Annotated in this window: 26 protein-coding genes; 12 read left to right on the top strand and 14 right to left on the bottom strand. The window is 72.3% G+C overall.

Annotated features, from left to right (window positions below; translation table 11 throughout):
• Positions 1–13: 13 nt before the first annotated feature.
• Complete coding sequence (locus tag IE124_RS32200) at positions 14–769, bottom strand: acyltransferase (RefSeq protein ID WP_189513234.1); 756 nt, start codon at positions 767–769, stop codon at positions 14–16.
• 133 nt (positions 770–902) lie between these two features.
• Between IE124_RS32200 and IE124_RS32205 the strand changes: the two genes are divergently transcribed.
• Complete coding sequence (locus IE124_RS32205) at positions 903–1,430, top strand: gamma carbonic anhydrase family protein (protein ID WP_189513236.1); 528 nt, start codon at positions 903–905, stop codon at positions 1,428–1,430.
• 74 nt (positions 1,431–1,504) lie between these two features.
• Here the strand turns inward: IE124_RS32205 and IE124_RS32210 are convergent, their stop codons facing one another.
• The gene (locus IE124_RS32210) at positions 1,505–2,158 is read right to left on the bottom strand and encodes a DedA family protein (RefSeq protein WP_189513238.1); all 654 of its coding nucleotides are present in this window, start codon (positions 2,156–2,158) and stop codon (positions 1,505–1,507) included.
• Positions 2,159–2,410: 252 nt separating this feature from the next.
• On the opposite strand from IE124_RS32210, the gene IE124_RS32215 reads away from it, so the two are divergent.
• Complete coding sequence (locus IE124_RS32215) at positions 2,411–2,848, top strand: NUDIX domain-containing protein (RefSeq protein WP_189513240.1); 438 nt, start codon at positions 2,411–2,413, stop codon at positions 2,846–2,848.
• A 107-nt stretch (positions 2,849–2,955) separates the two neighbouring features.
• Here IE124_RS32215 and IE124_RS32220 read toward each other — a convergent pair whose 3' ends face one another.
• The gene (locus tag IE124_RS32220; RefSeq protein WP_223835315.1) at positions 2,956–3,417 is read right to left on the bottom strand and encodes a DUF4442 domain-containing protein; all 462 of its coding nucleotides are present in this window, start codon (positions 3,415–3,417) and stop codon (positions 2,956–2,958) included.
• Between the two features lie 82 nt (positions 3,418–3,499).
• Between IE124_RS32220 and IE124_RS32225 the strand changes: the two genes are divergently transcribed.
• On the top strand, positions 3,500–4,645 hold the full coding sequence (locus IE124_RS32225) for a DUF8017 domain-containing protein (RefSeq protein WP_189513242.1): 1,146 nt from the start codon (positions 3,500–3,502) through the stop codon (positions 4,643–4,645).
• An 88-nt stretch (positions 4,646–4,733) separates the two neighbouring features.
• Positions 4,734–6,149: an MFS transporter gene (locus IE124_RS32230; RefSeq protein WP_189513244.1), complete on the top strand. Its 1,416-nt coding sequence runs from the start codon at positions 4,734–4,736 to the stop codon at positions 6,147–6,149.
• On the opposite strand, the gene IE124_RS32235 is transcribed toward IE124_RS32230, so the two are convergent.
• Both IE124_RS32235 and IE124_RS32240 read right to left on the bottom strand, forming a co-directional pair.
• Positions 6,111–6,956 (bottom strand): spermidine synthase, encoded by an 846-nt coding sequence (locus IE124_RS32235; protein WP_189513246.1) that lies wholly within the window; start codon positions 6,954–6,956, stop codon positions 6,111–6,113. The two genes, IE124_RS32230 and IE124_RS32235, sit on opposite strands and share 39 nt — an antisense overlap.
• Before the next feature lie 74 nt (positions 6,957–7,030).
• On the bottom strand, positions 7,031–7,744 hold the full coding sequence (locus IE124_RS32240; RefSeq protein ID WP_189513248.1) for a DNA alkylation repair protein: 714 nt from the start codon (positions 7,742–7,744) through the stop codon (positions 7,031–7,033).
• A 96-nt stretch (positions 7,745–7,840) separates the two neighbouring features.
• Here IE124_RS32240 and IE124_RS32245 point away from each other — a divergent pair, with 96 nt between their 5' ends.
• Positions 7,841–8,611 carry a TVP38/TMEM64 family protein gene (locus IE124_RS32245; RefSeq protein ID WP_189513250.1) on the top strand — a complete coding sequence of 257 codons (771 nt, stop codon included), beginning with the start codon at positions 7,841–7,843 and terminating at the stop codon, positions 8,609–8,611.
• Positions 8,612–8,657: 46 nt separating this feature from the next.
• Here the strand turns inward: IE124_RS32245 and IE124_RS32250 are convergent, their stop codons facing one another.
• Positions 8,658–9,827 carry a thiolase family protein gene (locus tag IE124_RS32250; protein ID WP_189513252.1) on the bottom strand — a complete coding sequence of 390 codons (1,170 nt, stop codon included), beginning with the start codon at positions 9,825–9,827 and terminating at the stop codon, positions 8,658–8,660.
• Between the two features lie 104 nt (positions 9,828–9,931).
• On the opposite strand from IE124_RS32250, the gene IE124_RS32255 reads away from it, so the two are divergent.
• Positions 9,932–10,405 (top strand): winged helix-turn-helix transcriptional regulator, encoded by a 474-nt coding sequence (locus tag IE124_RS32255; protein ID WP_189513254.1) that lies wholly within the window; start codon positions 9,932–9,934, stop codon positions 10,403–10,405.
• 111 nt (positions 10,406–10,516) lie between these two features.
• A complete protein-coding gene (locus IE124_RS32260; protein WP_189513256.1) occupies positions 10,517–11,389 on the top strand; it encodes an undecaprenyl-diphosphate phosphatase in 873 nt (290 codons plus the stop codon).
• 31 nt (positions 11,390–11,420) lie between these two features.
• Here the strand turns inward: IE124_RS32260 and IE124_RS32265 are convergent, their stop codons facing one another.
• Complete coding sequence (locus IE124_RS32265; protein ID WP_189513258.1) at positions 11,421–12,014, bottom strand: flavin reductase family protein; 594 nt, start codon at positions 12,012–12,014, stop codon at positions 11,421–11,423.
• Positions 12,015–12,116: 102 nt separating this feature from the next.
• Here IE124_RS32265 and IE124_RS32270 point away from each other — a divergent pair, with 102 nt between their 5' ends.
• Both IE124_RS32270 and lnt read left to right on the top strand, forming a co-directional pair.
• Positions 12,117–12,560, top strand: a complete 444-nt coding sequence (locus IE124_RS32270; protein WP_189513261.1) for a nuclear transport factor 2 family protein — start codon at positions 12,117–12,119, stop codon at positions 12,558–12,560.
• 95 nt (positions 12,561–12,655) lie between these two features.
• On the top strand, positions 12,656–14,263 hold the full coding sequence (gene lnt / locus IE124_RS32275; protein ID WP_189513263.1) for an apolipoprotein N-acyltransferase: 1,608 nt from the start codon (positions 12,656–12,658) through the stop codon (positions 14,261–14,263).
• On the opposite strand, the gene IE124_RS32280 is transcribed toward lnt, so the two are convergent.
• Both IE124_RS32280 and IE124_RS32285 read right to left on the bottom strand, forming a co-directional pair.
• Positions 14,187–15,092, bottom strand: coding sequence for a Gfo/Idh/MocA family protein (locus IE124_RS32280; RefSeq protein WP_189513265.1), 906 nt, complete (start codon positions 15,090–15,092; stop codon positions 14,187–14,189). The genes lnt and IE124_RS32280 overlap by 77 nt on opposite strands.
• Before the next feature lie 130 nt (positions 15,093–15,222).
• A complete protein-coding gene (locus IE124_RS32285) occupies positions 15,223–16,410 on the bottom strand; it encodes an FAD-dependent monooxygenase (protein WP_189513267.1) in 1,188 nt (395 codons plus the stop codon).
• Positions 16,411–16,615: 205 nt separating this feature from the next.
• Between IE124_RS32285 and IE124_RS32290 the strand changes: the two genes are divergently transcribed.
• From IE124_RS32290 to IE124_RS32300, 3 genes are all read left to right on the top strand, one after another.
• Positions 16,616–17,230 carry a TetR/AcrR family transcriptional regulator gene (locus IE124_RS32290; RefSeq protein WP_189513304.1) on the top strand — a complete coding sequence of 205 codons (615 nt, stop codon included), beginning with the start codon at positions 16,616–16,618 and terminating at the stop codon, positions 17,228–17,230.
• A 149-nt stretch (positions 17,231–17,379) separates the two neighbouring features.
• Positions 17,380–17,907, top strand: a complete 528-nt coding sequence (locus IE124_RS32295; RefSeq protein WP_189513269.1) for a DinB family protein — start codon at positions 17,380–17,382, stop codon at positions 17,905–17,907.
• A gap of 102 nt (positions 17,908–18,009) precedes the next feature.
• On the top strand, positions 18,010–18,534 hold the full coding sequence (locus tag IE124_RS32300; protein ID WP_189513271.1) for a hypothetical protein: 525 nt from the start codon (positions 18,010–18,012) through the stop codon (positions 18,532–18,534).
• Between the two features lie 36 nt (positions 18,535–18,570).
• Here the strand turns inward: IE124_RS32300 and IE124_RS32305 are convergent, their stop codons facing one another.
• From IE124_RS32305 to fabG, 5 genes are all read right to left on the bottom strand, one after another.
• Positions 18,571–19,044, bottom strand: a complete 474-nt coding sequence (locus IE124_RS32305) for a tetratricopeptide repeat protein (RefSeq protein ID WP_189513273.1) — start codon at positions 19,042–19,044, stop codon at positions 18,571–18,573.
• A 71-nt stretch (positions 19,045–19,115) separates the two neighbouring features.
• Positions 19,116–19,799, bottom strand: a complete 684-nt coding sequence (gene ung, locus IE124_RS32310; protein ID WP_189513275.1) for a uracil-DNA glycosylase — start codon at positions 19,797–19,799, stop codon at positions 19,116–19,118.
• Positions 19,800–19,902: 103 nt separating this feature from the next.
• The gene (locus IE124_RS32315; RefSeq protein ID WP_189513277.1) at positions 19,903–21,480 is read right to left on the bottom strand and encodes an ABC transporter substrate-binding protein; all 1,578 of its coding nucleotides are present in this window, start codon (positions 21,478–21,480) and stop codon (positions 19,903–19,905) included.
• A 148-nt stretch (positions 21,481–21,628) separates the two neighbouring features.
• Positions 21,629–22,396, bottom strand: a complete 768-nt coding sequence (locus IE124_RS32320; protein ID WP_189513279.1) for an SDR family oxidoreductase — start codon at positions 22,394–22,396, stop codon at positions 21,629–21,631.
• Between the two features lie 29 nt (positions 22,397–22,425).
• Positions 22,426–23,187 (bottom strand): 3-oxoacyl-ACP reductase FabG, encoded by a 762-nt coding sequence (gene fabG, locus IE124_RS32325; protein WP_189513281.1) that lies wholly within the window; start codon positions 23,185–23,187, stop codon positions 22,426–22,428.
• Positions 23,188–23,388: the final 201 nt, after the last annotated feature.

A 23,388-nucleotide genomic window follows, 5' to 3' on the forward strand; every position in this document is an offset into this window, starting at 1 on the left:
AGCGGGCCACGACCTACGAGGACGTGCCCGCCTGTTCGACCTCCCAGGCCGCGAGCGCCGCGAGCTGCTCCGAGGTCACGTGCTCCGGGATCGGTTTCGGGGCCGGAGTGCGCAGCGGCGGCTGCCAGCCCTTCTCCGGGTCCCAGCTGCGGACGACCCTGGCCGGGGCGCCGGCCACCACCGAGTGGTCCGGCACCTCGCCGCGTACGACCGCACCCGCGGCGACGACCACGTTCCTGCCGATGCGGGCGCCGGGCAGGATCACCGCTCCCGTGCCGAGCCAGCAGCCGGGCCCGATGGAGACCGGCTCCGAGCGGGGCCACTGGCGGCCGATGGGCTCGTCGGGGTCGTCGTAGCTGTGGTTGGTCGAGGTGATGTAGACGTACGGCCCGCAGTAGGTGTCCGAGCCGATGGTCACCGTCGTGTCGGCGATGACGTGGCTGCCGCGCCCGAGGACGACCCCGTCGCCGAGGGTCAGGACCGTCTCCGTGCCGAGGTCGAGGCCCGGCAGCATCCCCGCCGTGAGGGTGACCTGTTCGGCGATGATGCAGCACTCGCCGATCTCGATCCACGGCTCGCCGAAGACCGTGCCCTGCGGGAAGGCGAGCCGGGTCCCCGCGCCGAGGCGGCGGAAGCGCAGCTTCCCCGGATGCTCGGCGGTGACGGAACCGGCCTGCTGCGCCCAGCGCCAGGCGCCCTGCACGGCAGCGGCGACGGCCTTGCGCCGCCAGGCGGCGAGGGATGAGAACGTGTTTCTGTTCCTGGGCACCCGGCCACGGTAGTCGGCGCCGTCGTGCCTGATCAGTGCGGTGCGCTGTGATGTCGGTCATGAGCACCGCATAGGGTGCGGCCGGGGGCCACCCCCGGGCGTGACACGACGGCTGAACGATCAGGAGCGAACCATGGCAGAGGCGTTGATCAAGGGTGTGGGCGGTAAGGAGCCGCAGATCGACCCGACCGCGTTCACGGCCCCGACCTCGGTGGTGCTGGGCGAGGTGACCCTCGGCGCCCGCGCCAACATCTGGTACCACACCGTGCTGCGGGCGGACTGCGGTCCCATCGCGATCGGCGAGGACACCAACATCCAGGACAACTCCACGGTCCACGTCGACCCCGGTTTCCCCGTCTCGATCGGGGCCCGGGTGACCGTCGGCCACAACGCGACCGTGCACGGCTGCGTGATCGAGGACGACGTCCTCGTCGGCATGGGCTCGACGGTCCTCAACGGGGCCAGGATCGGCGCGGGTTCGCTGGTGGCCGCCCAGGCCCTCGTCCCGCAGGGCATGCAGGTGCCGCCGGGTTCGCTGGTCGCCGGCGTCCCGGCGAAGGTCCGCCGCCCGCTCACCGAGGAGGAGAAGGCGGGCATCAAGCTGAACGCCGAGGTCTACCTGGAGCTCGCCAAGAGCCACGCGGCGGCCTTCGAGGACTGACCGTACGGTTCGGACACGGACAGGAGGGCGGCACCCGCGCGGGTGCCGCCCTCCTGTCCGTGGTCCTGTGGATCTCAGTCCCCGACGGTGACCGGCTCCGGCTCCACGGCCTCCGGCCGCTCCGCCGCCGCCTTCTTGGCGCGGTTCTTGATGATCAGCATCGAGGCGACGCCGATCAGCACGGCGAGGACGAGCCCCAGCCAGGAGAAGCGCTTGAGCCAGGCCTCGGCGACGATGCCGACCGAGTAGATGACGGCCGTGGTGCCGCCGGCCCAGAGGATGCCGCCGAAGACGTTGGCGATGAGGAACTTCCAGTACGGCATGTGCAGGACGCCCGCGAGGGGCCCGGCGAAGATACGCAGCAGGGCGATGAAGCGGCCGAAGAAGACGGCCCACATGCCCCACTTCTGGAAGGAGCGCTCGGCGAGCGCGATGTTCGCCTCGCTGAAGTGTTTCGGGAACTTGTTGCCCAGCCAGGCGAGGAGCGGTCTGCCACCCCTGCGGCCGATGGCGTAGCCGATCGAGTCGCCGATGATCGCGCCGGCCGTGGCGCAGGCGCCGAGTACGTACGGGTTGATGTCGCCGTGCTGCGAGGCGAGCAGCGCCGAGCTCACGAGCACGATCTCACCGGGCAGCGGGATGCCCAGGCTCTCCAGCCCGATCACCACGCCCACCAGCGCGTAGATCGCTACCGGCGGGATCGTCTCCAGCCATTCCTGCACGTGCAACGCGGTTCCTCCCGTGTCGGCCGCCCGGCGTGCACCGCGTCGGGCACGCCGGGGCAGCCTACCCGGTCGGGAGGGGCGGACCTCGACCCGGAGGATGGGCCGGGGTCGGCCGAGGAGGAGCCGACGCGGACGGTCCGGCGCCCCGTGCCGAGGAGCCGGCCGTGCCGTGCGCCGCCCCAGGAGGACAGAAGTCGATCTTGGCGTGCCCTAGAGTCCTCGCCTCAGGCAGTTCATGTGGGAGGAGCGGGGACCATGGAGGATCACGCGCGGACTCGAGTCTCCGCGTATGCCGTCGCGGTGGAGGACGGCCGGATGTTGCTGGCTCGCCTGTCGGAGGCGTCTCCGATCTTCGATCCGGGGTCGTGGCACCTGCCGGGCGGCGGGATCGACCCGGGCGAGCAGCCGGTGGAGGCCCTGGCCCGCGAGCTCCGGGAGGAGACCGGACTCGAACTCACCACGGCCCGGCTGCTCGACGCGCGGACGTACGCGGTCCGGCGGGGCGGCGTGAGCTGGCACCTCACCGGGCTCTTCTACGCGGTCGGCCTCGGGGCGGGGGCGCCGGCCGTGGTCGAGGTCGACGGTTCGACCGACGCGGCGACCTGGATCCCCCTGGCGGACCTCCGGGACTCCATGCTGTCCCCGGCGGCCGCCGACGCCCTTCGCCTGCTCACATCCGGGGCGGCGGAGTGAAGTCCCCGGTCACCGCGGCCCGTTGAGGACGGCGACGGCCCCTGACCTCGGGAGCCGCCCGGTCGACGGCCGGCAGGGCGGCGAGGGACGCGCCCCCGCCGCTCCGCTCACTTCGCCGGGTTGTGGGGGCGCAGCGTCCAGAGGACCGTCATCTCGCCGGTCACGGCGCCGTCCTCGCGGGTGATGTCGATCCGCACCGGGAACTCCGGCCGCTGTCCGGCGTCGAGTTCGGCGACGACCTCGGCCACGGGGCGGCCCAGGGTCGCGGTGGCGGTGACGACGCCCATGGCCAGCTTCTTGTAGCCGATCTCGGCGCTGACGGCGAGCGGCACGGCGCGGGTCAGCTGGTCGCCGAAGGCGGCGAGCACGATGGCGCCACTGGCGGACTCGGCCAGGGTGAACATCGCTCCGGCGTGCGGGCCGCCGACGTGGTTGTGGTAGGCGGGCTGGTCCGGCAGGCGCACGACGGCGCGCTCGGCGGTGGTCTCCAGGAACTCCAGGTTGAGGGTTCCGGCCATGGGGACCGTGGCGGCGAGCATCTCGCCGACGGTCATCTGGTCTGCGCTCATGGCCGTGATGTTACCCACCGGTAGCAGCCTTGGCCATCCCTCTCGTGGCCCCTCCGCCGCCGCACCTCTATCGTTACTGGCCATGTGGCCAGGACAGCAGCCGCCCGGGGGCGAGCAGAACCCGCAGGACCAGAGTCAGAACCCCTACCAGCAGTCGGGGTACCAGCAGCCGAACCCGTATCAGCAGCCGCCGGCCCAGCCCGGTTACCCGCAGCAGCCGACGCAGCCCGGGTATCCGCAGCAGCCCGCTCAGCCGGGCTACCCGCAGCAGCAGGGGTACGGCCAGCAGGGCTACCCCCAGCAGCCGGGGTACCAGCAGCCGAACCCGTACCAGCAGCCGACCGTGGCGCAGTACGCGGTCCCGGGGCAGGGAACGGGTCCGGGGCAGCCCGGGGCGCCCGGCCCGGGCGGCGGCAGGAAGAAGTCGACGCTCGTGGCGATCGTCGCCGCGACCGCCGTGGTCGTCGCGGCCGGCGTGACCGGCTTCCTGGTGCTCTCCAAGGAGGACGACGAGAAGCCGGTCGCCGACGGCAAGACACCTTCCGTCTCGGCGCCGCCCTCCGGAGCTCCGTCCGAGGCCGCCGAGCCCTCCGCGCCGCCGCTCGACAACCCGCGGGACGGCGCGGCCCAGCAGCCGACGATCCCCGGCTGGAAGGTCGTCCACAATCCGAAGTACGGCACCCTGTTCGACGTACCGCCCGAGTGGGAGGTGCTGAAGCCGGGGTCGTCTCTCTCCTTCCCTGACGAGAAGAAGAACGACGGCCTGCCGCTCATGACGATGTCGAGCCCCAGCGTCCTGAAGAGCAAGTGGTGCAGCTACGACACCGACAAGAACGGCACCGCGTCGAACTGGTCGCTGAGCGCCGCCGGCACCAAGGGCGGCCAGGGCGCGAAGAGCACGACCGAGGCCGCCCGCGGCGAGGCCGGCTCGTGGGTGTGGGGCGCCTACGCGCAGCACATGCCCAAAAACACCGTCAAGATCAGCAAGCCCGTCCCGTACACGACGGCGTCCGGGCTCACCGGCAGCATGGCGACGGCCACGGCGCCGGGCGTGAAGAAGCGCAACAAGTGCGAGTCGGACGGCAAGTCGATCGCGTTCACCTTCAAGAACGCCAAGGGCGACTTCGCGTCCTGGGTGCTCTACGGCGCCGACGGCGTCAAGGACGAGCTGCCGGACGCCACCATGAAGAAGATCCTCTCCACGGTCAGGCTGACCTCCGCGTCCTGACCCGGCCGGTGAGGGAGCGCCGCACGGCGTTCCCCACCGTCCGGATACCGGTTTGGCAGGAAGGGGAGGCGGCAGGGATAGTCCCGGGGTGACGAAACCCGCCGCCTCCCCCCGCCGCGCCCCCTCCGCCTCCCGCCGGCCCGAGTGGGCGGGCCGCAACTACGTCCTGCTCACGGCCGCGACGGTGGTGACCAACCTCGGCGCGCACGGCGCGCTGATCGCCACCACGTGGGCGGTCTTCGAGAGCGGGGGCAGCGCGGGCGACGTGGGACTCGTCGCGATGGCCCGCTTCCTGCCGCTCGTCCTCTTCCTGCTCATAGGCGGCGCGGTGGCGGACCGGATACCGCGCCACCGGGTGATGGTCGCGGCCAACGCCCTCAACTGCGTCTCGCAGGCCGTCTTCGCCGTCCTCGTGCTCTCGGGCGGGGCGCAGATCTGGCACATGATGCTGCTCACCGCCCTGTGCGGCGCCGGGCAGGCCTTCTTCAACCCGGCCGCCGAGGGCATGCTCCTGACCAGCGTCACCGGGGAGCAGGCCGGCCGGGCCTTCGCCGTCTACCGGATGGCCATGCACGGCGCCGGAGTCGGCGGCGCCGCGCTGGGCGGGGCACTGGTCGCCTTCGTCGGGCCCGGCTGGGTCCTCGCGATCGACGCGCTCGCCTTCGCCGTCGCGGGCGGGCTGCGGGCCTTCCTCGATGTGAGCGGCACTCCCGAGCGGGCCCCTGGCGGCGGGCTCTTCGCCGATCTGCGCGAGGGCTGGGACGAGTTCGTCGGCCGGCCGTGGCTGTGGTCGATCGTCGCCCAGTTCTCGGTGGTCGTGGGCCTGATCGGGGCGGTCGAGGCGGTCTTCGGGCCGCTCGTCGCCCGGGACGAGTTGGGCGGCGCCCGCCCCTGGGGCATCGCGCTCGCCGCGTACGGGGTGGGGACCCTCGCCGGAGCCCTCCTGATGACCCGGTGGAAGCCGCGCCGGCTGCTGTTCGTCGGGACGCTCTGCGTCTTCCCGATCGCGCTGCCCTCGGCGGCGCTCGCCGTCCCGCTGGACGCGGTGGGGCTCACGGCCGCCATGTTCGTCAGCGGCGTGGCGATCGAGGTCTTCGGCGTCTCGTGGATGACGGCCCTGCACCAGGAGATCCCGGAGGAGAAGCTCTCCCGGGTGTCCGCCTACGACTGGTTCGGCTCCACCGCCCTGCTGCCGCTGTCCACGGCGCTCGCGGGCCCGGCCGAGAGCGCGTTCGGCCGGAGCGAGGCCCTGTGGGGCGCGGCGGCGCTGATGGTCTTCGTCACCGCACTGGTCCTGTTGGTGCCGGACGTGCGGAACCTGACCCGTCGTTCGCACTCCAAGGAGGTCGCGGTCAAGGCGCCGGCCGCGGTGAAGACGCCGGCTCCGGCTCCGGCTCCGGCTCCGGCTCCGGCTCCGGCTCCGGAGAAGGCACTCGCTCCCGCACCGGCTCCCGCGACGGCCCCCTCAGCCGACGCCGAAGGCGCCCTCGGGCGGGACGGGTGACGGTACGGCCCCGGCGTCCAGGACCGGTTCCGCGTCGCCGGTGAACCGGTCGAGCGTCGCCCCGTGCTCCACGCGCGCGGGGAAGGCGTCCGCTGCGGCCCGCCGGGCGAGATGGGCGATGTCGATCTCCCGGGCGGAGGCGACCAGCACCGCGTTCCCGAAGCGGCGGCCGCGCAACACGGCCGGCTCGGCGACGAGGGCCAGCTCGGGGAAGACGGCGGCGAAGGTCGCGAGCTGGGAGCGGAGGAAGGCGAAGGGCGCGCCGTCGGCCAGGTTGGCCGCGTAGAGCCCGCCGGGCCGCAGGACGCGGCGGACCTCGCGGGCGTACTCGGTCGACGTGAGGTGCGCGGGCACCCGCGAGCCGCCGAAGACGTCGCCGACGATCAGGTCGGCCGAGGCGTCCGGCGCCGTCTCCAGCCAGCGCCGGGCGTCGGCGCCGTGCACGGCGACCCCCGATCCCTCGGGCAGCGGCAGGTGCTCGGCGACGAGGGCGAGCAGCCCCCGGTCCGCCTCCACGACGTCCTGGCGCGAGCCGGGCCGGGTGACACAGACGTACCGGGGCAGGGAGAGCGCCCCGCCGCCCAGGTGAAGGACGTCCAGCGGTGCGCCCTCGTCGGCGGCGCCGTCGACGACATGGGCGAGTCTGCGCGCGTACTCGAACTCCAGGTACGCCGGATCGTCGAGGTCGACGTACGACTGGGGCGCGCCGTCGACGGTCAGGAGCCAGGCCCGCTCCCGGTCCACGTCGGGCATGAGGCGCGCGGTGCCCTGGTCGACCTCGCGGATGACGGGGATGTGCTCGTTCACGCTCTCATTGTGCCGGGGCGGCAGACGTCGACCGCGGACGGGGCGGGCCGGGACGGCCGGAGCCCGGCGGGACGTCAGAGGTTCTTCAGGGCCTCGCGTACGGAGAGCGGCGAGAGGAGAGAGGTGTTCGCCGTGACGAAGGCCCGGACCTCGCCGGGGGCGGTCTTGCCGTACTCGCGCAGGCTCCAGCCGATCGCCTTGCGGACGAAGAAGTCGGGGTGGGCTGCGCGGCGCAGGCAGTAGGCGAAGAGCCGGTCGGCGTCGGTCGCGTCCTTGTAGCGGAGCTGGTGGAGGAGCGCGGTGCGCGCCACCCACAGGTCCTCGTCCTCGATCCACTCGTCCATCCGGGCCGCGAGGGCCGGGTCGGCCGCGACGAGGCCGCCGACGACGTGGGCGGCGAGGTGGTCGACGGTGTCCCACCACGAGACGGTGGTGACGAGACGGCGGGCGACGGGCAGGAAGCCGGAGGAGCAGCGCTTCACATGGCGGCGGAGGTAGTCGACGGCGAAGTAGTGGTACTCGCGCTCCGGCAGGGCGAAGCAGCGCAGGGCGATCGCGACGCAGTCGTCCTCGTCGGGGTGGGGGGTGCCGTCGAGAACCGTGCGGGACAGGGCGCGGCGCTCGGGGGTCCGCACGCCGAGGAAGGGGGCGACGCCCTTCATGTACGCGACCATCTCCTGGGCCCGGAAGGGGTTCCCGGCCGCCGGGTAGAGGGTCGTGAGCCGTTCCAGGACGGTGTCGGCGAGGGCGCTGCCGGGGACGTCGTCGGTCGGCGCGGTCTCGGTCATGGGGGCCTCTCGGTCACGGCACGGCCCGGGGCTCCGCCCGGACGGACATGACGCACATTACGGCGATCATACGGACCCGTCCGCTACTCTCCCCGAATGCTCGCTCCCGTGCCCCGGCCGCCGGGCTCCTTCGCAGTCCGCTGTTCCCAGGCTCTGCTCGCGCCCCGTTCGCGGCTCTCGATCCTCGCTCTGCTGCTGGTCTCCGCGGCGGGCCTCGTGCTGCTGTACGAGCCCCAGCGACTGCTGGCCTCGGGCTGGCCGCCGCAGACGAGCGGTACGGACGCGGTCCTGCTCTTCGGCCTCGCGTACGGCGTGTGCACGGCGGCCTTCGTTCCGCGCCCGGTGCTCAATCTGGCCGCGGGGGCGCTGTTCGGATCAGCGGCCGGTCTGACGGCGGCGGTGGCGGGGACGGTGCTCGGCGCCGGGATCGCCTTCACCCTCGGCCGGTTCCTGGGGCAGGACGCGCTGCGGCCGTTCGTCCGGGGCCGGTGGCTGACGGCGGCGGACGGGCAGCTGAGCCGGCACGGCTTCCGCTCGATGCTGGCGATCCGGCTCTTCCCGGGCGTTCCGTTCGCGGCGGCCAACTACTGCGCGGCGGTCTCCCGGATGAGGTACGTGCCGTTCCTCCTGGCGACGGCGATCGGGACGGTGCCGAACACGGCGGCGTACGTGATCGCGGGCGCCCAGGCCGGTTCGCCGGGGTCGCCGGCCTTCCTCTTCTCCGCGGGGTTCATCGTCCTGTCGGGTCTCGGCGCGGCGGTGGTGGCCTGGCGCAAGCGCCACGCGCTGCGAGCCGCGTCCGGGTCGCCGGCCGCGGCCCCTGACCCGGCTCCCGCGCAGGAGCGGGAGCCGGTCGGCACGGCCTGACGGCCCAGGGCCTGCTCTTTAGGCTCGGGCCCTGGCCGTCCGCCGCTCAGAGCGCCTCGACGATCATCGCGTTGGCGAGACCGCCCGCCTCGCACATCGCCTGGAGGCCGTAGCGGGCGCCCCGGGCCCGCAGGGCGTGCACCAGGGTCGTCGCGATGCGCGTGCCGCTGGCGCCGAGCGGATGCCCGAGCGCGATGGCCCCGCCGTGGACGTTGACCCTGGCCGGGTCGGCTCCGGTCTCCTGCTGCCAGGCGAGCACGACGCTCGCGAAGGCCTCGTTGATCTCGAAGAGGTCGATGTCGGCGAGGGAGAGGCCGGCGCGGCGCAGGACCTTCTCGGTGGCCGGGATGACGCCGGTGAGCATCAGGAGCGGGTCGGAGCCGGTGACGGCGAAGCCGTGCAGCCGGGCGAGGGGGCGCAGGCCGAGGCTCCGGGCGGTGTCGGCGGCCATGACGAGGACGGCGGACGCGCCGTCGTTGACGGGGCTGCTGTTGCCGGCGGTCACGGACCAGTCGATCTGCGGGAAGCGGGCGGCGAAGCCGGGGTCCTCGAAGGCGGGCCGGAGTCCCGCGAGGATCTCGGGGGTGGTGGCCGGGCGGACCGACTCGTCGCGGCGGACACCCTCGTACGGGACGGTCTCGGCGTCGAAGAGTCCGGCCTCCCAGGCGCGGGCCGCCCTGGTGTGCGATCCGGCGGCGAACTCGTCCATGGCCTCGCGGCCGATCGACCACTTGGCGGCGATGAGCTCGGCGCTGACGCCCTGCGGGACGAGTCCTTCGGGATAGCGCTCGGCGACGCCGGGGCCGAAGGGGTCGGCGCCGGGCGGCACGTTCGACCACATGGGGACCCGGCTCATGGACTCGACCCCGCAGGCGACGGCGATGTCGTACGCCCCCGAGAGGACGCCCTGGGCGGCGAAGTGGACGGCCTGCTGGGAGGAGCCGCACTGCCGGTCGACGGTGGTGGCGGGCACGGACTCGGGGAAGCCGGCGCCGAGCCAGGCGTAGCGGGTGGTGTTCATGGCCTGCTCGCCGACCTGGTCGACCGTTCCGCCGATCACGTCGTCGACGAGGGCGGGATCGATGCCGCTGCGTTCGATCAGGGCGCGCAGGGTGTGGGAGAGGAGGGCGACGGGGTGGACGTCGGACAGGGCTCCCCCGGCCTTGCCCCTTCCCATCGGTGTACGGACGGCTTCGACGATGACGGCGTCGCGCATGACCAACTCCTGAGTTGGAAAACTGGACCAACACTCGTCGGTAACGTATCCCAGTGAGTTGGATTTTCAAACCCTCTTGCTCGGCCCTGCCCTAGGCTGACCCCATGAAGGCCGCCCCCCGCCCCTGCTCGATCGCCGACACGCTCGCGCTCGTCGGCGAGAAGTACGCACTCCTCGTGCTCCGCGAGGTCTCCCTCGGCGTGCACCGCTTCGACCGGATCGCGCGCAACACCGGCGCCCCGCGCGACATCCTCACCGCCCGCCTCAAGCGGCTCGTCGAGGCCGGGATCCTGGAGAAGGTGCCGTACAGCGAGCGCCCTCAGCGCTTCGAGTACCGGGCGACGGCCGCCGGCGAGGAGCTCCAGCCGGTGCTCCTGACCCTGATGGCCTGGGGCGACCGCCACCTCAACGCGAACGACCGCCCCGTCGTCCTGGAACACGACTGCGGCGAGATCCTCAGCCCCCGCGTCATCTGCGCCCACTGCGGCGGCGAGGCCGACCGGCGGAGCCTCAGCCACCACGTCCGGTCGCCGGGATGGACGACCGCGGGCCCCTCGGGGCCCGACGAAGCCTCATGAGGCCTGGTCACAGGAGCGTCACGGGCCTCAGCACGAACACGTCATCTTGGGGCGGTACGCTGCGCTCGACCTTCTGACCGCACACGTACATAACGGGACGGCCCTAGCCCCATGAGTTGGTTCGAATCGTTCATCCTCGGACTCGTACAGGGGCTGACGGAGTTCCTTCCCATCTCCTCCAGCGCGCACCTCCGGCTGACCGCGGCCTTCGCCGGCTGGGAGGACCCGGGCGCGGCCTTCACCGCGATCACCCAGATCGGCACGGAGACCGCCGTCCTGATCTACTTCCGCAAGGACATCGCGCGGATCGTCTCGGCCTGGTTCCGCTCCCTCACCGACAAGTCGATGCGCTCCGACCACGACGCCCAGATGGGCTGGCTGGTCATCGTCGGCTCGATCCCGATCGGCGTCCTGGGCATCACGCTCAAGGACCAGATCGAGGGCCCCTTCCGCGACCTGCGACTGATCGCGACCACCCTGATCGTCATGGGCATCGTCCTCGGCATCGCCGACCGGCTGGCCGCGCGGGACGAGGCCGGCGGCCGGCACCGGGTCGTCCGCGAGCGCAAGACGCTCAAGGAACTCAGCGTGAAGGACGGCCTGATCTTCGGCCTCTGCCAGGCGATGGCGCTGATCCCGGGCGTCTCCCGCTCGGGAGCGACGATCTCCGGCGGCCTGCTCATGGGCTACACCCGCGAGGCCGCCGCCCGCTACTCGTTCCTGCTCGCGATCCCGGCGGTCCTCGCCTCCGGCGCGTACGAGCTGAAGGACGCGGGAGAAGGGCACGTCTCCTGGGGCCCGACGATCTTCGCCACGATCATCGCCTTCGCCGTCGGTTACGCCGTGATCGCGTGGTTCATGAAGTTCATCACCACCAAGAGCTTCATGCCCTTCGTGATCTACCGCATCCTGCTGGGCATCCTGCTGTTCATCCTGATCGGCACGGACGTCCTCAGCCCGCACGCGGGCGAGTCCGCGGGCTGACCCTCACCCCTGGTCGTCCGCGGGCCGGCCTTCAGGCCTGGTAGGGCACCCTGGCGATCTCCTTGATGCCGCCCAGGGTGCCCCACTCGTTCTTGCCGAGGCGGGTCAGCGGGCGCATCAGGGACATCTCGGGGTGGCCGTCGACCATGACCGACTCGTCGACCGCCGCGTGCACGACCCGACCGAAGACGACCGTCGAGTCGCCGATCCGCACCGTGCTGTGCAGCACGCACTCCAGCGCCACCGGTGACTGTGCGACGCGCGGCGGCTTCACACGCAGGCTCTGCTCCCGCTCGACGCCGGAGGCGTCGAACTCGCTCACTCCGCGCGGGAAGTCGGTCGCCGTGGCGTTGATCTGCTCGAAGAGCCCTTCGGGGGCGAGGTTGACCACGAACTCCCCCGTCTCCTCCACGTTCCGCAGGGAGTCCTTGCGGCCCACCGACGTGAACTGCACGACCGGCGGAGTGACCGAGGCGATCGTGAAGAAGGAGTGCGGGGCCAGGTTGTCCGTCCCGTCCGCCGAGGACGTCGAGACCCAGGCGATCGGCCGGGGCACGACGGTGGCGGTGAGCAACCGGTAGAAGGACGTCCGGTCGGTCAGTTCGGGATCTATGTTCACGCGCATCCGGACAGTATGACGGTGCCATGACGACGTCATGACGGCCCCCGGGAACTCACCGCCCGCACGACCCTTGGCCTCGGGACCCCGCTGCCCGAGACTGAACCGATGACGCAGCGCGTGGACCTCGCGACCGTGATGGACCGGCTCGCCATCGACGACCTCATCACCGGGTACGCGGCGGCCGTGGACGACGCCGACTGGACCGCCTACCGGGCCCTGTTCACCCCCGACGGCCGGGCCGACTACCGCGGCTCGGGCGGGATCGAGGGCCCGGCGGCCGAGGTCGCCGACTGGCTCGCCGAGACCCTCACCCTCTTCCCCGTACGCCAGCACCTCATAGTGAACCGGCGGGTCCTCTTCCGTGAGGCGGGCGGCTACCAGGAGTCCGGGGACGGCGCGGACGTCCGCGCCGACTACGTGAACCCGATGCGCTTCGCCACCGGCGAGGACTTCGTGTGCGGCGGCCGCTACGCCTTCGCGGCCGTGCGCACCGGCGACGGCTGGCGGCTCTCCTCGGTCGTCGTCGACGAGCGGTGGCGCCGGCTCTGACCCGGCGGGCCCCGGCTCGGCCGGCCGCCACGGGGCCGCCGTGCCGCGCGGAGGCCGGTCACGTCCGACACTTGAGGCGAGGGCGGGAGGCCGCCATGCGCATGCCGTTCGTGAAACGGGACCGGGACGACCGGGCCGCGCGTCGGCGCGGGCTCGGCCGTTCCCTGCTCGCCGTCGGCTGCGGCGCGCTGCCCGCGCTCGCCTTTCCCGCGCCCGGCCTCTGGTGGTGGGCGTACCTGTCGCTCGTCCCGTGGCTGCTCCTCATCCGTACGGCTCCGGGGGCGCGCCGCGCCGCACTGGACGGCTGGCTGGGCGGGGCCGGCTTCGTCCTCGCCGTCCACCACTGGCTGCTGCCCAGCCTGCACGTCTTCCTTCTGCCGCTCGCCGCGCTGCTCGGTCTGCTGTGGCTGCCGTGGGGTTTGCTCGTGCGCTCTCTGCTCGGTGGTGTGCCGTCACCGGCCCGGGCCGCCGCCGCCCTGCTCGCGGTGCCCTCCGGCTGGCTGCTGATCGAGCTGGTCCGGTCCTGGGAAGGCTTCGGCGGGCCGTGGGGGCTGCTCGGCGCGAGCCAGTGGGAGGTGCCGGCGGCGCTGCGGCTCGCCTCGGTCGGCGGGGTGTGGCTGGTGTCCCTGCTCGTGGTGGCGACGAACACGGCCGTGGCCCTGCTCGTCGCGGTGCCGGGGCTGCGTGCCGTCGGGATCGCGGGGCTCGCCGCCTGCGCGCTCGTGGCCGGTGCGGCGGCCTGGGGCGTCGGGGCGCCGCGCGAGCGGGGGACGGTGCGGGTGGCCCTCGTACAGCCGGGGGTCTTCGGCGGTCCGGACGGGGCCGAGCGGCGGTTCGACCGCGCCGAGGAGCTGACGCGCTCGCTCGCGGGGCAGCGGGTCGATCTGGTGGTCTGGGGTGAGAGCGGCATCGGCTCCGATCCGGCCGGGCGGCCCGAGCTCGCGGCCCGGCTCACCGAGCTGGCGCGGGTCGTCGACGCACCGCTCCTGGTGAACGTGGACGCCCGGGGGGCCGACCGCCCTGGCATCTTCAAGACCGCCGTCCTGGTCGGTCCCGCGGGGCTCACCCGCGAGCGGTACGACAAGATGCGGCTCGTGCCGTTCGGCGAGTACGTGCCGGCACGCGGCACCCTGGGCTGGGTGACCTCGTTCGGGAAGGCTGCCGAGGAGGACCGGCGGCGGGGCGGCGCACCGGTCGTGATGACGCTGCCGGCCGGAACGGGTGCCGCAGGGCTGCGGGTCGGGCCGCTCATCTGCTTCGAGTCGGCCTTCCCCGACATGAGCCGGCGCCTCGTCCGGGACGGCGCCGGGCTCCTGGTCGTCCAGTCGGCGACCAGCACCTTCCAGGACAGCTGGGCGCCCGCCCAGCACGCGTCCCTGGCGGCTCTGCGGGCGGCGGAGACGGGCCGGCCGGTCGTGCACGCGACGCTCACCGGGGTCAGTGCCGTGTACGGTCCCGACGGCCGCCGGATCGGTCCCGTCCTCGGCACGGACGCGAGCGCCGTCGCCGTCCGTGAGCTGCCGCTCTCGACGGCGACGACGGGCTATGTCCGCTGGGGCGACTTGGCGTTGTACGGGGCGATCGCCGTGGTGGGCGCCGTGTGCGCCGCCGCAGGCGCGGGCGCCCTCAGGAGGCCTGGACCAGAGCCTCGCGCACCACGCGCTCGCAGAGCTCGTGGGTCAGCAGGGCGTCGCGCGCGCTGAGCGTCCGGCCCTCGCGCACGGCGTCGAGGAAGTACAGGACGGCCTGCTCGATCCCGCGCTGGCGGGCCACCGGCACCCAGTCGCCGCGCTTGCGCACGGTCGGCTGGCCCTTGTGGTCGACGACGTCGGAGAGGTTGAGGACCTGGCGCTTGGTGTCCTGGCCCGAGACCTCCAGGATCTCCTCGGTCGAGCCGTTCAGCCGGTTCATCATGCCGATGGCGGTGAATCCGTCGCCGGAGAGCTGGAGCACGACGTGGTGCATGAGCCCCTCGCGGATCCGGGCGCGCACGTCGACGTGCTCGATCTCGCCGGGGGCGAGGAAGCGCAGGGTGTCGACGACGTGGATGAAGTCGTCGAGGACGAAGGTACGGGGGTCCTCGGGCAGGCCGATCCGGTTCTTCTGCAGCAGGATCAGCTCGCGCGGGTGCTCGACGCACTGCGCGTAGGAGGGCGCGAGGCGTCGGTTGAAGCCGACGAAGAGACTGACCGAGCGCTTCTCGGCGAGCTCCACGAGCCGCTCGGAGTCCGCGTACTCGTAGGCGAGGGGCTTGTCGACGTACGTGGGGACGCCGGCTTCGAGGAGCCGGCCGGCGATCTCGGCGTGGGCGGCGGTCGCCGCGTGGACGAAGGCCGCGTCGAGTCCTGCCGCGATCAGCGAGTCGAGGTCGCGGTGGCGCTGCGCGGCGGGCAGGTGGAGGGATTCGGCGACCCGGTCCAGGGTCGCGGCGGTGCGGGTCTGGAGGTGGAGTTCGACCCCGGGGAGGGTGGCGAGGACGGGCAGGTACGCCTTCTGCGCGATGTCGCCGAGTCCGATGCAGCCAACCTTCACGGGGGGTCTCCCTTGTCGTGTCGCTCGTGTCGCGAGTGCCGCACGTGTCGCGAGTGCCGCACGTGTCGCTCATGTCGCGCGTGTCGCTCTTACCGCCATCGGCCTTGCTCGCGCGGGCCTTTCGCGCTGGTCAGCTTACGCGGGACGGCGGGGCCACCGGCGGGTGCCAGTCGGCGATGCCGTCGAAGCCCCGCAGGACGAGTCCCGGACCGAAGCGGGAGACCGCTCCGACGAGCGCGGAGCGGAGGGCGACGGCGGGCCGGGCGGAGAGCAGGGTGAGGGCTCCGGTGCGGGCGGCCTTGCGGACGATGGCGGTGGTGCGCGGCAGGCGGTCGGCGGTGTAGGCGCCGAGCGCACGGCCGGGGTCGAAGCCGGCGGAGCGGGCGTGGTGGGCGAGGACCACGGCGTCCTCGATGGCCTGGTTCCCGCCCTGGCCGAGGCTCGGCATCATCGCGTGCGCGGCGTCTCCGAGGAGCGCGACCCGGCCCCGGTGGAAGGCGGGCAGCGGGTCGGGCAAGTGGTGGACGTCGTGGCGCAGGACCTGGTCGGGGTCGACGGCGGCGAGGATCTCCGGGACGGGGTGGTGCCAGTCGCCGAAGAGGCGGAGCAGTTCGGCCTTCTCGTCGTCGGGCGCGCGGCCGCCGGCGGGGGCGGCTGCCATGGCGTACGCGTAGATCCGGCCGTCCTTGAGGGGCTGGGTGCCCCAGAGGCGTCCGGCGCCCCAGGTCTCGTGCGGGGCGAAAGGGCGGGCGGGGGCGGGGACGACGACGCGCCAGGTGGTGCAGCCGGCGTAGCGGGTTCCGGGGTGCTCGGGGAAGAGCGCGTGGCGGATCGCGGACCGGATGCCGTCGGCAGCGACGACGAGCTCGGCCTCGATCTCGCCCTCCGGGGTGGTCAGCCGGGCGGGTCGGTGGTCGTCGCCGGGGTCGGCGAGCGTGGCGGCCGCTCCGGTGCGGACGGTGCCTTCGGGGAGGGCCGAGGTGAGGATCTCGACGAGTGTGGCGCGGTGGAGGAGGACGAGCGGTCCGCCGAAGCGCGCGGCGGCGGCCTTGGCGTTCGTCCGGGCGAGCCAGCGGCCGTCGGGGGCGCGCATGCCGCCGTCGCCCTGCCAGGCGGCGAGTTCGCGGACGCGGTCGCCGAGACCGATGACGTCCAGGGCGCGCTGGGAGTTGGGGGCGAGGCCGATACCCGCCCCGACGGGGGCGAGGTCCGCGGCGCGCTCCAGGACGGTGACCTGCCAGCCGTCGCGGTGGAGGGCGACGGCGGCGGTGAGTCCGCCGATTCCGGCTCCGACGACGACGGCGCGGTGCTGTTCCATGACTGCCCCCTGAGCTCCGACTACAGATGTAGTGACTCCGATGCCAGAACCGTACTACAGGTGTAGTCAGTCGGGTAGTGGCGGGTAGTAGGTTGTCCCCATGAGCGCATCGACCGCCCCGGCCGAGGAGCCCGTCACCTCCCCGGCCTCCGTTGCCCAATCGGCCCCGTCGGCCCCTCCGGCCGCTCCGGCCCCTCCGGCAGCGATGCCCGCCGCCGCCTCGCGCGCCGAGCGGATCGGCGACGCCGCCCTCGACCTCCTCGTCGAGCGCGGCATGCGGGGCCTGACGCACCGCGCCGTGGACGAACGGGCCGGTCTGCCGCAGGGGTCGACCTCCAACCACGCCCGCACCCGCCAGGCGCTCCTGGAGACGGCCGTACGCCGCCAGGTCCACTGGGAAGCACGCGTGCTCACCCCGGACGAGCTGCCCGGCGGCGGCCCGGACGCCGAGGGCGGCTCGGGTACGCCCCCGACCCCCGAGGCCCTCGCCGACGCGCTCGCCCTCGCTCTGCACCGATACCTCACGGACCACCGCGCGCTGCTCGTCTCCCGCTACGAACTGGCCCTCGAAGCGACCCGTCGTCCCGAACTCCGCGCCTTCTTCGACGCCGCCGGCTCCGCCTTCCACGGCCCTGTCATCGCGATGATGGCGGCGGCCGGCTCCCCGGCACCCGAGCGGCACGCACTCTCGCTCGTCGCCTGGTGCGAGGGCCTGATGTTCTCCTGCGCCGCGGGTTCCTTCCACGCCGCCGTGCCCAGCCGTGCAGAGCTGCGCACCGGCTTCGACGAGCTGCTGCGGGGCATGCTCGGCACCGGCTGAAGGCTGCCGGCCCCGGGCTTCCGCCGATCCGCCGGCTCCGCGGATTCCGCTGACCCCGCGGATTCCGCTGACCCCGCGGGTGCCGTGGACGGGGCGCACGGCGCGAAAGCACTGGCGGGGCCGGCTGATCTTGAGGGACGATGCCGCGCATGACCACCGAACGCATCGAAACCGTCCCCCGCGTCGACCCGGACACCACCACGGGCGAGCGCGAGGCGCTGGAGCAGTGGCTCGACTTCCATCGCGTGACCCTCGCGAGGAAGTGCGAGGGGCTCGACGAGGCCCAGCTGCGCACGCTCTCCGCCCCGCCGTCCGACCTCAACCTGCTGGGTCTCGTCCGGCACATGGCCGAGGTCGAGCGCGGCTGGTTCCGCCGTGTGCTGACCGGCGAGGACCAGGGCTGGATCTACGCCAACGAGGAGGACTGGGACCGCGACATCCACGTCACGGACGAGGACACCTACGAGGAGGCCTACGCCACCTGGCAGGCCGAGATCGACCACGCGCGCACCGTGGCCGCCCGACACGGCCTCGACGACCTCGGGGTGGGCAGGCACCGCACCGGGAAGACCTTCAACCTCCGCTGGATCTACCTGCACATGATCGAGGAGTACGCCCGCCACAACGGCCATGCGGACCTCATCCGTGAGCGGATCGACGGCGCCACCGGCGACTGAGGACCGTCCCGCGGGTCAAGGGGCCCGCGGCACCTCACCCGTGCGGGGCATTCCCGGCCGGTAGGGGCGCGAAGATCACCGCCGGACCAGCAGAGTGGCGCGGTGCATGGAACCCGAACCACAGCGAAGATCCTGGTCGGGGCGGCGGTCGCCGCCCTGGCGGGCTGCGCCTCGGTGGACGCGCCGCCACCGGCGCCCTCCCCCGCGCCCGCCGCGGAGAGCTCCGTCCTCCCCGCCCGGGAAGTGGCGCCGCAGATCGTCGAGGGACCGGCCCGCGAGGCACTCGAAGCGGCGCTCCCCGCTCCCCCGCCCCCCGCCGCGCCCCCGCCGTCCGCCGCCCCCCGCGCGACACCCGCACCCGCCCCCGCACCCGAGCAGCACCGGCGGACGACGGCCGCGCCACAACCGCCGGCGCCGCGCACCGCTCCCACGCCCTGGCACCGCGAGGTCCCGGACCCGATGCCCCGGCCCGCCGTACCGGACCTGAAGGAGCTCAGAGAGCTCAAGGACCTGCCGAAGGAACCCCCGCGCTCCCGGGCGGAGGTCTGCGACCTGGGCGAGCGGTACGGAGGCTGGGAGCCCCGCAGCGACCAGGCCAGGATCTGCCACGGCACGTACGGCCGGTGAGCCGCCGCCCCGCCCGCCTCGGACTCCTCGGCCTCGTCACATGGCCCTGAGCCGCAGCTCCAGGCGCTCGATCGCGGCCCGGACCCCGTTTCCGTAGCCGTCGTCATCGAGCGTGTCGGACGCCGCGCGAGCCCGGTCCAGGTGGACCCGCGCGGCGTCCGGCTGCTGGAGCTTGACGTAGTCGGCGGCGAGGTTGAGGTGGAGCGACGGGTACAGCGCGCGCAGCGCCACGGCCGAGCCGTGCGCGGCGAGCCGCTCCTCCGCGAGCCCCTCGGCCGCACTGAGCGCCCGGAGGTCCCAGGCCAGTTCGGTGTCGGGATCGTCCTGGGCGTCCGCCATGTAGTGGGCGAGGGTGCAGCGGTGCAGCGGGTCCCCGTCGGGGCCGATCTGCTGCCACAGCACCCCGAAGCGGTTGCGGGCCTCCTCGCGGTCGCCGCCGTGGAGCAGCATCATGGCCTGCCCGATCCTGGTCATGACCCCGTCGTCCGCCGCCTGCTGCTGTTCCGTCACGCCGACCTCCGCCCGTTTCGCCCCATGGGAGAGCCGACGCTAGCCGCACCCGGCCCCGATCCGGCCGAGGCTCAGCCGAGGTCGGGAACGCGCCAGTCGATCGGCTCGTGTCCCTGGGCCGCGACGGCCGCGTCGATCTGGGTGAAGGGCTGCGATCCGAAGAACTTCTTCGCGGAGAGCGGCGAGGGGTGGGCGCCCTTGACCACCACGTGCCGCTCCTCGTCGATGAGCGGCAGCTTCTTCTGGGCGTAGTTGCCCCAGAGGACGAAGACGGCGGGGTCGGGTCGCGAGGCGACGGCGGTGATCACGGCGTCGGTGAACTTCTCCCAGCCCTTGCCCTTGTGCGAGTTCGCCTCGCCGGAGCGGACCGTCAGCACGGCGTTGAGCAGCAGGACGCCCTGCTCGGCCCACGGCATCAGATAGCCGTTGTCCGGGATCGGGTGGCCGAGCTCGGCCTGCATCTCCTTGTAGATGTTCCGCAGGGAGGGCGGGGTCTTCACGCCGGGGCGGACGGAGAAGCAGAGACCGTGTCCCTGGCCCTCGCCGTGGTAGGGGTCCTGGCCCAGGATCAGGACCTTCACCTTGTCGTACGGGGTGGCGTCGAGGGCGGCGAAGACCTCGTCCTTCGGCGGGAAGACCGGTCCCTTCGCGCGCTCCTCCTCGACGAACTCGGTGAGCTGGGCGAAGTACGGCTTCTGCAGCTCCTCGCCGAGGACTCCCCGCCAGGACTCGGGCAGCATGCTGGTGTCGGTCACGGTCAACAACCTCCGGTGGACGTTCCTGTCTACGCCCGAAAACCTACCGGGGGCCACTGACAGTGGCCCCCGGCAGGTATGTCGACCTCTGGCTCCCGGACTTCTACCAGCTGGCGCGGCGGTGCAGCTCCCACAGCTGCATGACCGTCTGCGGGTCGAGGGCGCGCTCGCCGCCGCCGATGTCCTCGCCTGCCGCGATGTACAGCTTGCCCTGCCACAGGGGCAGCAGCCGGACGTCCTGGACCATGATCTCCTGGGCCTCGACGAACTCGTCCGTCACGGTCCCGCGGTCGCTCTCGCGGCGGGACTTCGGGAGGAGCTCGCCGGTGATCTTGGGGCTCACGTACGGCGTACCGAGGACGTTCTCCTCGCCGATGAAGGGCGCCACGAAGTTGTCCGGGTCCGGGAAGTCGGGGAACCAGCCACGCCCGAAGACCGGGTACTCGCCCTTCTGGTAGCCCGCCTGGAACTCCTTCCAGGGCTTGCCGTTCAGGGTGACGGTGAAGAGGCCGGACGAGTCCAGCTGGCGCTTGAGCTCCGCGAACTCGGCGCCCGTCGAGGAGCCGTACCGGTCCGTCGTGTACCAGAAGGTCAGCTCGACCGGCTCGGTGATGCCCGCGTCGCGGAGGATCTTCTTGGCTTTCTTGTTGCTCGGCGTGCCGAAGCGGTCGAAGAACTTGGTGGTGTGAGCGCCGATGCCCTTGGGCACCATGGAGTACAGGGGCTCGGCGGTGCCCTGGTAGACCTTGTTGACCAGTTCGTCGCGGTCGACGATCTGGGCGATGGCCTTGCGGACGGCGAGCTTGGCGACGGTCGGGTCCTGGGTGTTGAAGACCAGGTAGCGGATGTCGGCGCCGGTCGACTCGACGAGCTGGAGGCCCTTGTTCTCGGGCTTGTCGTCCTGGAGGCCGACGACCTCCTCGGCGGTGAGACCGCGGTAGGTGGCGTCGATCTCGTCCTTGCGGAGCGCGGCGACCATGTCGTCGGACCGGTCGTAGTACTTGATGGTCACGCCGCCGTTCTTGCGGGCGGCGAAGCCCTTGTAGCTCTGGTTCTTGGTCAGCTCGGCCGTCTTGCGCTCCTCGTACGCGTCGAGGACGTACGGGCCGGAGCCGACGAGCTTGCCGTCCGTGCGCAGCTTGTCCGCCGGGTACTCGGCGGGGTCCACGAGCGACATCGCGGGGGTCGCGAGGACGAAGGGGAAGGTGGCGTCCGGCTTGTTCAGGCGGAAGACGATCGTGCGGTCGCCGACGGTCTCGATCTTGTCGAGCGAGCCGAGCATTCCGTTGGGGCCGCCCTTGTGGTTGATCGTGCGGATGCGCTCGATCGAGTACCGCACGGCCTCGGCGTCCAGATTGTGACCGTTCGAGAACTTCAGTCCGTCCAGGAGTTTGCACTCGAAGACCCGGCTCGACGTGTCGGTGAACTTGCAGTCGGCGGCGTCCGACTGCGGCGTCGTACTGCCGGTCGGGAAGCTCACCAGGGTCTGGAACACATTCCGGAAGAGCTCCCAGGAATTGTCCCAGGCCGCAGCCGGATCAAGCGTGGTGGGAGAACTCGTCGTACCGATGACGATTCTCTGATCCCCGGCGGATTCGCTGTCCGAAAACACACCGCATCCGGACACCAGGGATATGGACGCAAGGGCTGCAGCGGCCTGCAGACTGGTCCGGTTGAACACGTGCACGCTCCTCGTTCAGCCACGGGTCGGCCGACGATACCGCAGCACCCCGTCAGGTCAATGTTCGAGTCTGACGGGGCACTTGCGTCATTCGACGTTTAACCGGGTCCAATCCGGACACGAAATCCGGAAAGTGTCCGGATATCGGTCAGCCGACTCCGGCGTTCAGGAAAATCCCACCGTCCACGACGAGCGTCTGGCCGGTGATCCACTCCGACTGCGGCGAGGTCAGGAAGGCGGCGGCGCCTCCGATGTCCGCGGGGACGCCGAGCCGGCCGAGCGGGTAGGAGGCGGCCGCCTCCGCCTCACGGCCCTCGTACAGCGCCTGCGCGAACTTCGTCTTCACGACGGCGGGGGCGATGGCGTTGACCCGCACCAGAGGCGCGAATTCATGGGCGAGCTGGAGGGTCAGATTCACCATCGCGGCTTTGCTCATGCCGTACGCACCGATGAAGGGAGAGGCGGACACGCCGGCGATCGAGGCGATGTTCACGATCGCACCGCCGTGATCCTTCTGCCAGGCGTGCCAGCTCCGCTGGGCGAAACCGAGCGCGGAGATCACATTGGTCTCGAAGACCTTGCGGGCCACCCCGAGATCCAGATCGGCGATGGGGCCGAAGACCGGGTTCGTGCCGGCGTTGTTGACCAGGAAGTCCAGTCGGCCGAACCCGTCCATGGCCGCCTCCACGGCCGCGGCCTGGTGGTCCAGGTCGTGGGCCTTGCCGGGGACACCGATGACCCGGTCCGCGCCGAGCCGGTCCACGGCCTCCTTGAGGGCCTCCTCGCCACGCCCTGTGATGACGACCCGGTCGCCGCGGGCGACGAGCGCCTCGGCGATGCCGTAGCCGATGCCCCGGCTCGCGCCGGTGACCAGGGCGACCTTGCCGGAGAGCTCCGGCTGTTCGTTCGCGGTCATGACCGCTTCCTCTCGCTGGGTCCGACTGATCAGTTGAGCGGGCCGCCGGCCACGTACATGACCTGGCCGGAGACGAAGCCGGCGTCGTCGCCCGCGAAGAAGGCGATCGCGTTCGCGACGTCCTCGGGGCGGCCGACCCGCTGGACCGGGATCATGGAGGCGGCGGCGGCCTGGAAGTCCTCGAAGCCCATGCCGACGCGCTCGGCGGTCTGCGCGGTCATCTCGGTGACGATGAAGCCGGGGGCGACGGCGTTGGCGGTGATGCCGAACTTGCCGAGCTCCTTGGCGAGCGTCTTGGTGAGGCCCTGCAGACCGGCCTTGACGGCCGAGTAGTTGGCCTGGCCGCGGTTGCCGAGCGCCGAGGAGGAGGAGAGCGAGACGATCCGGCCGAACCCCGCGTCCACCATGTGCTTCTGACAGGCCTTCGACATCAGGAAGGCACCCTTGAGGTGCACGTTCATGACGAGGTCCCAGTCGGACTCCGACATCTTGAAGAGGAGGTTGTCGCGGAGCACGCCGGCGTTGTTGACGAGGATCGTCGGCGCGCCGAGCTCGGCGGCGATCCGCGCGACGGCGGCCTCCACCTGGGCGCCGTCGGAGACGTCGCAGCCGACCGCGAGGGCGGTGCCGCCCGCGGCGGTGATCTTCTCGACCGTGTCCTTGCAGGCCGCCTCGTCGAGGTCGAGTACGGCGACGGCGCGGCCCTCGGCCGCGAGGCGGAGCGCGGTGGCGGCGCCGATGCCTCGTGCGGCACCCGTGACGACGGCTACGCGCTGCTCGGTGGTGGACATGCTTGGTTCTCCTCGCCCTTGGATCATCCCTTGACCGCGGACGGACCGAGCGCGCCGCTCAGGCGTCCCGCACATGAGCGACCGCTTAGTATCGTCCGCAGAACGAGACGCTAGAAGCGATGGCACCCGGTGTCAACGGCCCACCGGGTGCCCCAGGTCACGCCCCGTGGCGGAACGGCGACGGACACCTCCCGCCGTCGG

The organism is Streptomyces narbonensis, from assembly GCF_014649015.1.
Taxonomy (GTDB): Bacteria; Actinomycetota; Actinomycetes; order Streptomycetales; family Streptomycetaceae; genus Streptomyces; species Streptomyces narbonensis.

Excerpts from the sequence above, each read along its gene's own strand:
- IE124_RS32205 (WP_189513236.1), top strand. The coding sequence starts at position 903 with ATGGCAGAGGCGTTGATCAAGGGTGTGGGCGGTAAGGAGCCGCAGATC.
- IE124_RS32215 (WP_189513240.1), top strand. The coding sequence starts at position 2,411 with ATGGAGGATCACGCGCGGACTCGAGTCTCCGCGTATGCCGTCGCGGTG.
- IE124_RS32220 (WP_223835315.1), bottom strand. The coding sequence starts at position 3,417 with ATGAGCGCAGACCAGATGACCGTCGGCGAGATGCTCGCCGCCACGGTC.
- IE124_RS32225 (WP_189513242.1), top strand. The coding sequence starts at position 3,500 with ATGTGGCCAGGACAGCAGCCGCCCGGGGGCGAGCAGAACCCGCAGGAC.
- IE124_RS32240 (WP_189513248.1), bottom strand. The coding sequence starts at position 7,744 with ATGACCGAGACCGCGCCGACCGACGACGTCCCCGGCAGCGCCCTCGCC.
- IE124_RS32245 (WP_189513250.1), top strand. The coding sequence starts at position 7,841 with ATGCTCGCTCCCGTGCCCCGGCCGCCGGGCTCCTTCGCAGTCCGCTGT.
- IE124_RS32250 (WP_189513252.1), bottom strand. The coding sequence starts at position 9,827 with ATGCGCGACGCCGTCATCGTCGAAGCCGTCCGTACACCGATGGGAAGG.
- IE124_RS32255 (WP_189513254.1), top strand. The coding sequence starts at position 9,932 with ATGAAGGCCGCCCCCCGCCCCTGCTCGATCGCCGACACGCTCGCGCTC.
- IE124_RS32260 (WP_189513256.1), top strand. The coding sequence starts at position 10,517 with ATGAGTTGGTTCGAATCGTTCATCCTCGGACTCGTACAGGGGCTGACG.
- IE124_RS32265 (WP_189513258.1), bottom strand. The coding sequence starts at position 12,014 with ATGCGCGTGAACATAGATCCCGAACTGACCGACCGGACGTCCTTCTAC.
- IE124_RS32270 (WP_189513261.1), top strand. The coding sequence starts at position 12,117 with ATGACGCAGCGCGTGGACCTCGCGACCGTGATGGACCGGCTCGCCATC.
- lnt (WP_189513263.1), top strand. The coding sequence starts at position 12,656 with ATGCGCATGCCGTTCGTGAAACGGGACCGGGACGACCGGGCCGCGCGT.
- IE124_RS32285 (WP_189513267.1), bottom strand. The coding sequence starts at position 16,410 with ATGGAACAGCACCGCGCCGTCGTCGTCGGAGCCGGAATCGGCGGACTC.
- IE124_RS32290 (WP_189513304.1), top strand. The coding sequence starts at position 16,616 with ATGCCCGCCGCCGCCTCGCGCGCCGAGCGGATCGGCGACGCCGCCCTC.
- IE124_RS32295 (WP_189513269.1), top strand. The coding sequence starts at position 17,380 with ATGACCACCGAACGCATCGAAACCGTCCCCCGCGTCGACCCGGACACC.
- IE124_RS32320 (WP_189513279.1), bottom strand. The coding sequence starts at position 22,396 with ATGACCGCGAACGAACAGCCGGAGCTCTCCGGCAAGGTCGCCCTGGTC.
- fabG (WP_189513281.1), bottom strand. The coding sequence starts at position 23,187 with ATGTCCACCACCGAGCAGCGCGTAGCCGTCGTCACGGGTGCCGCACGA.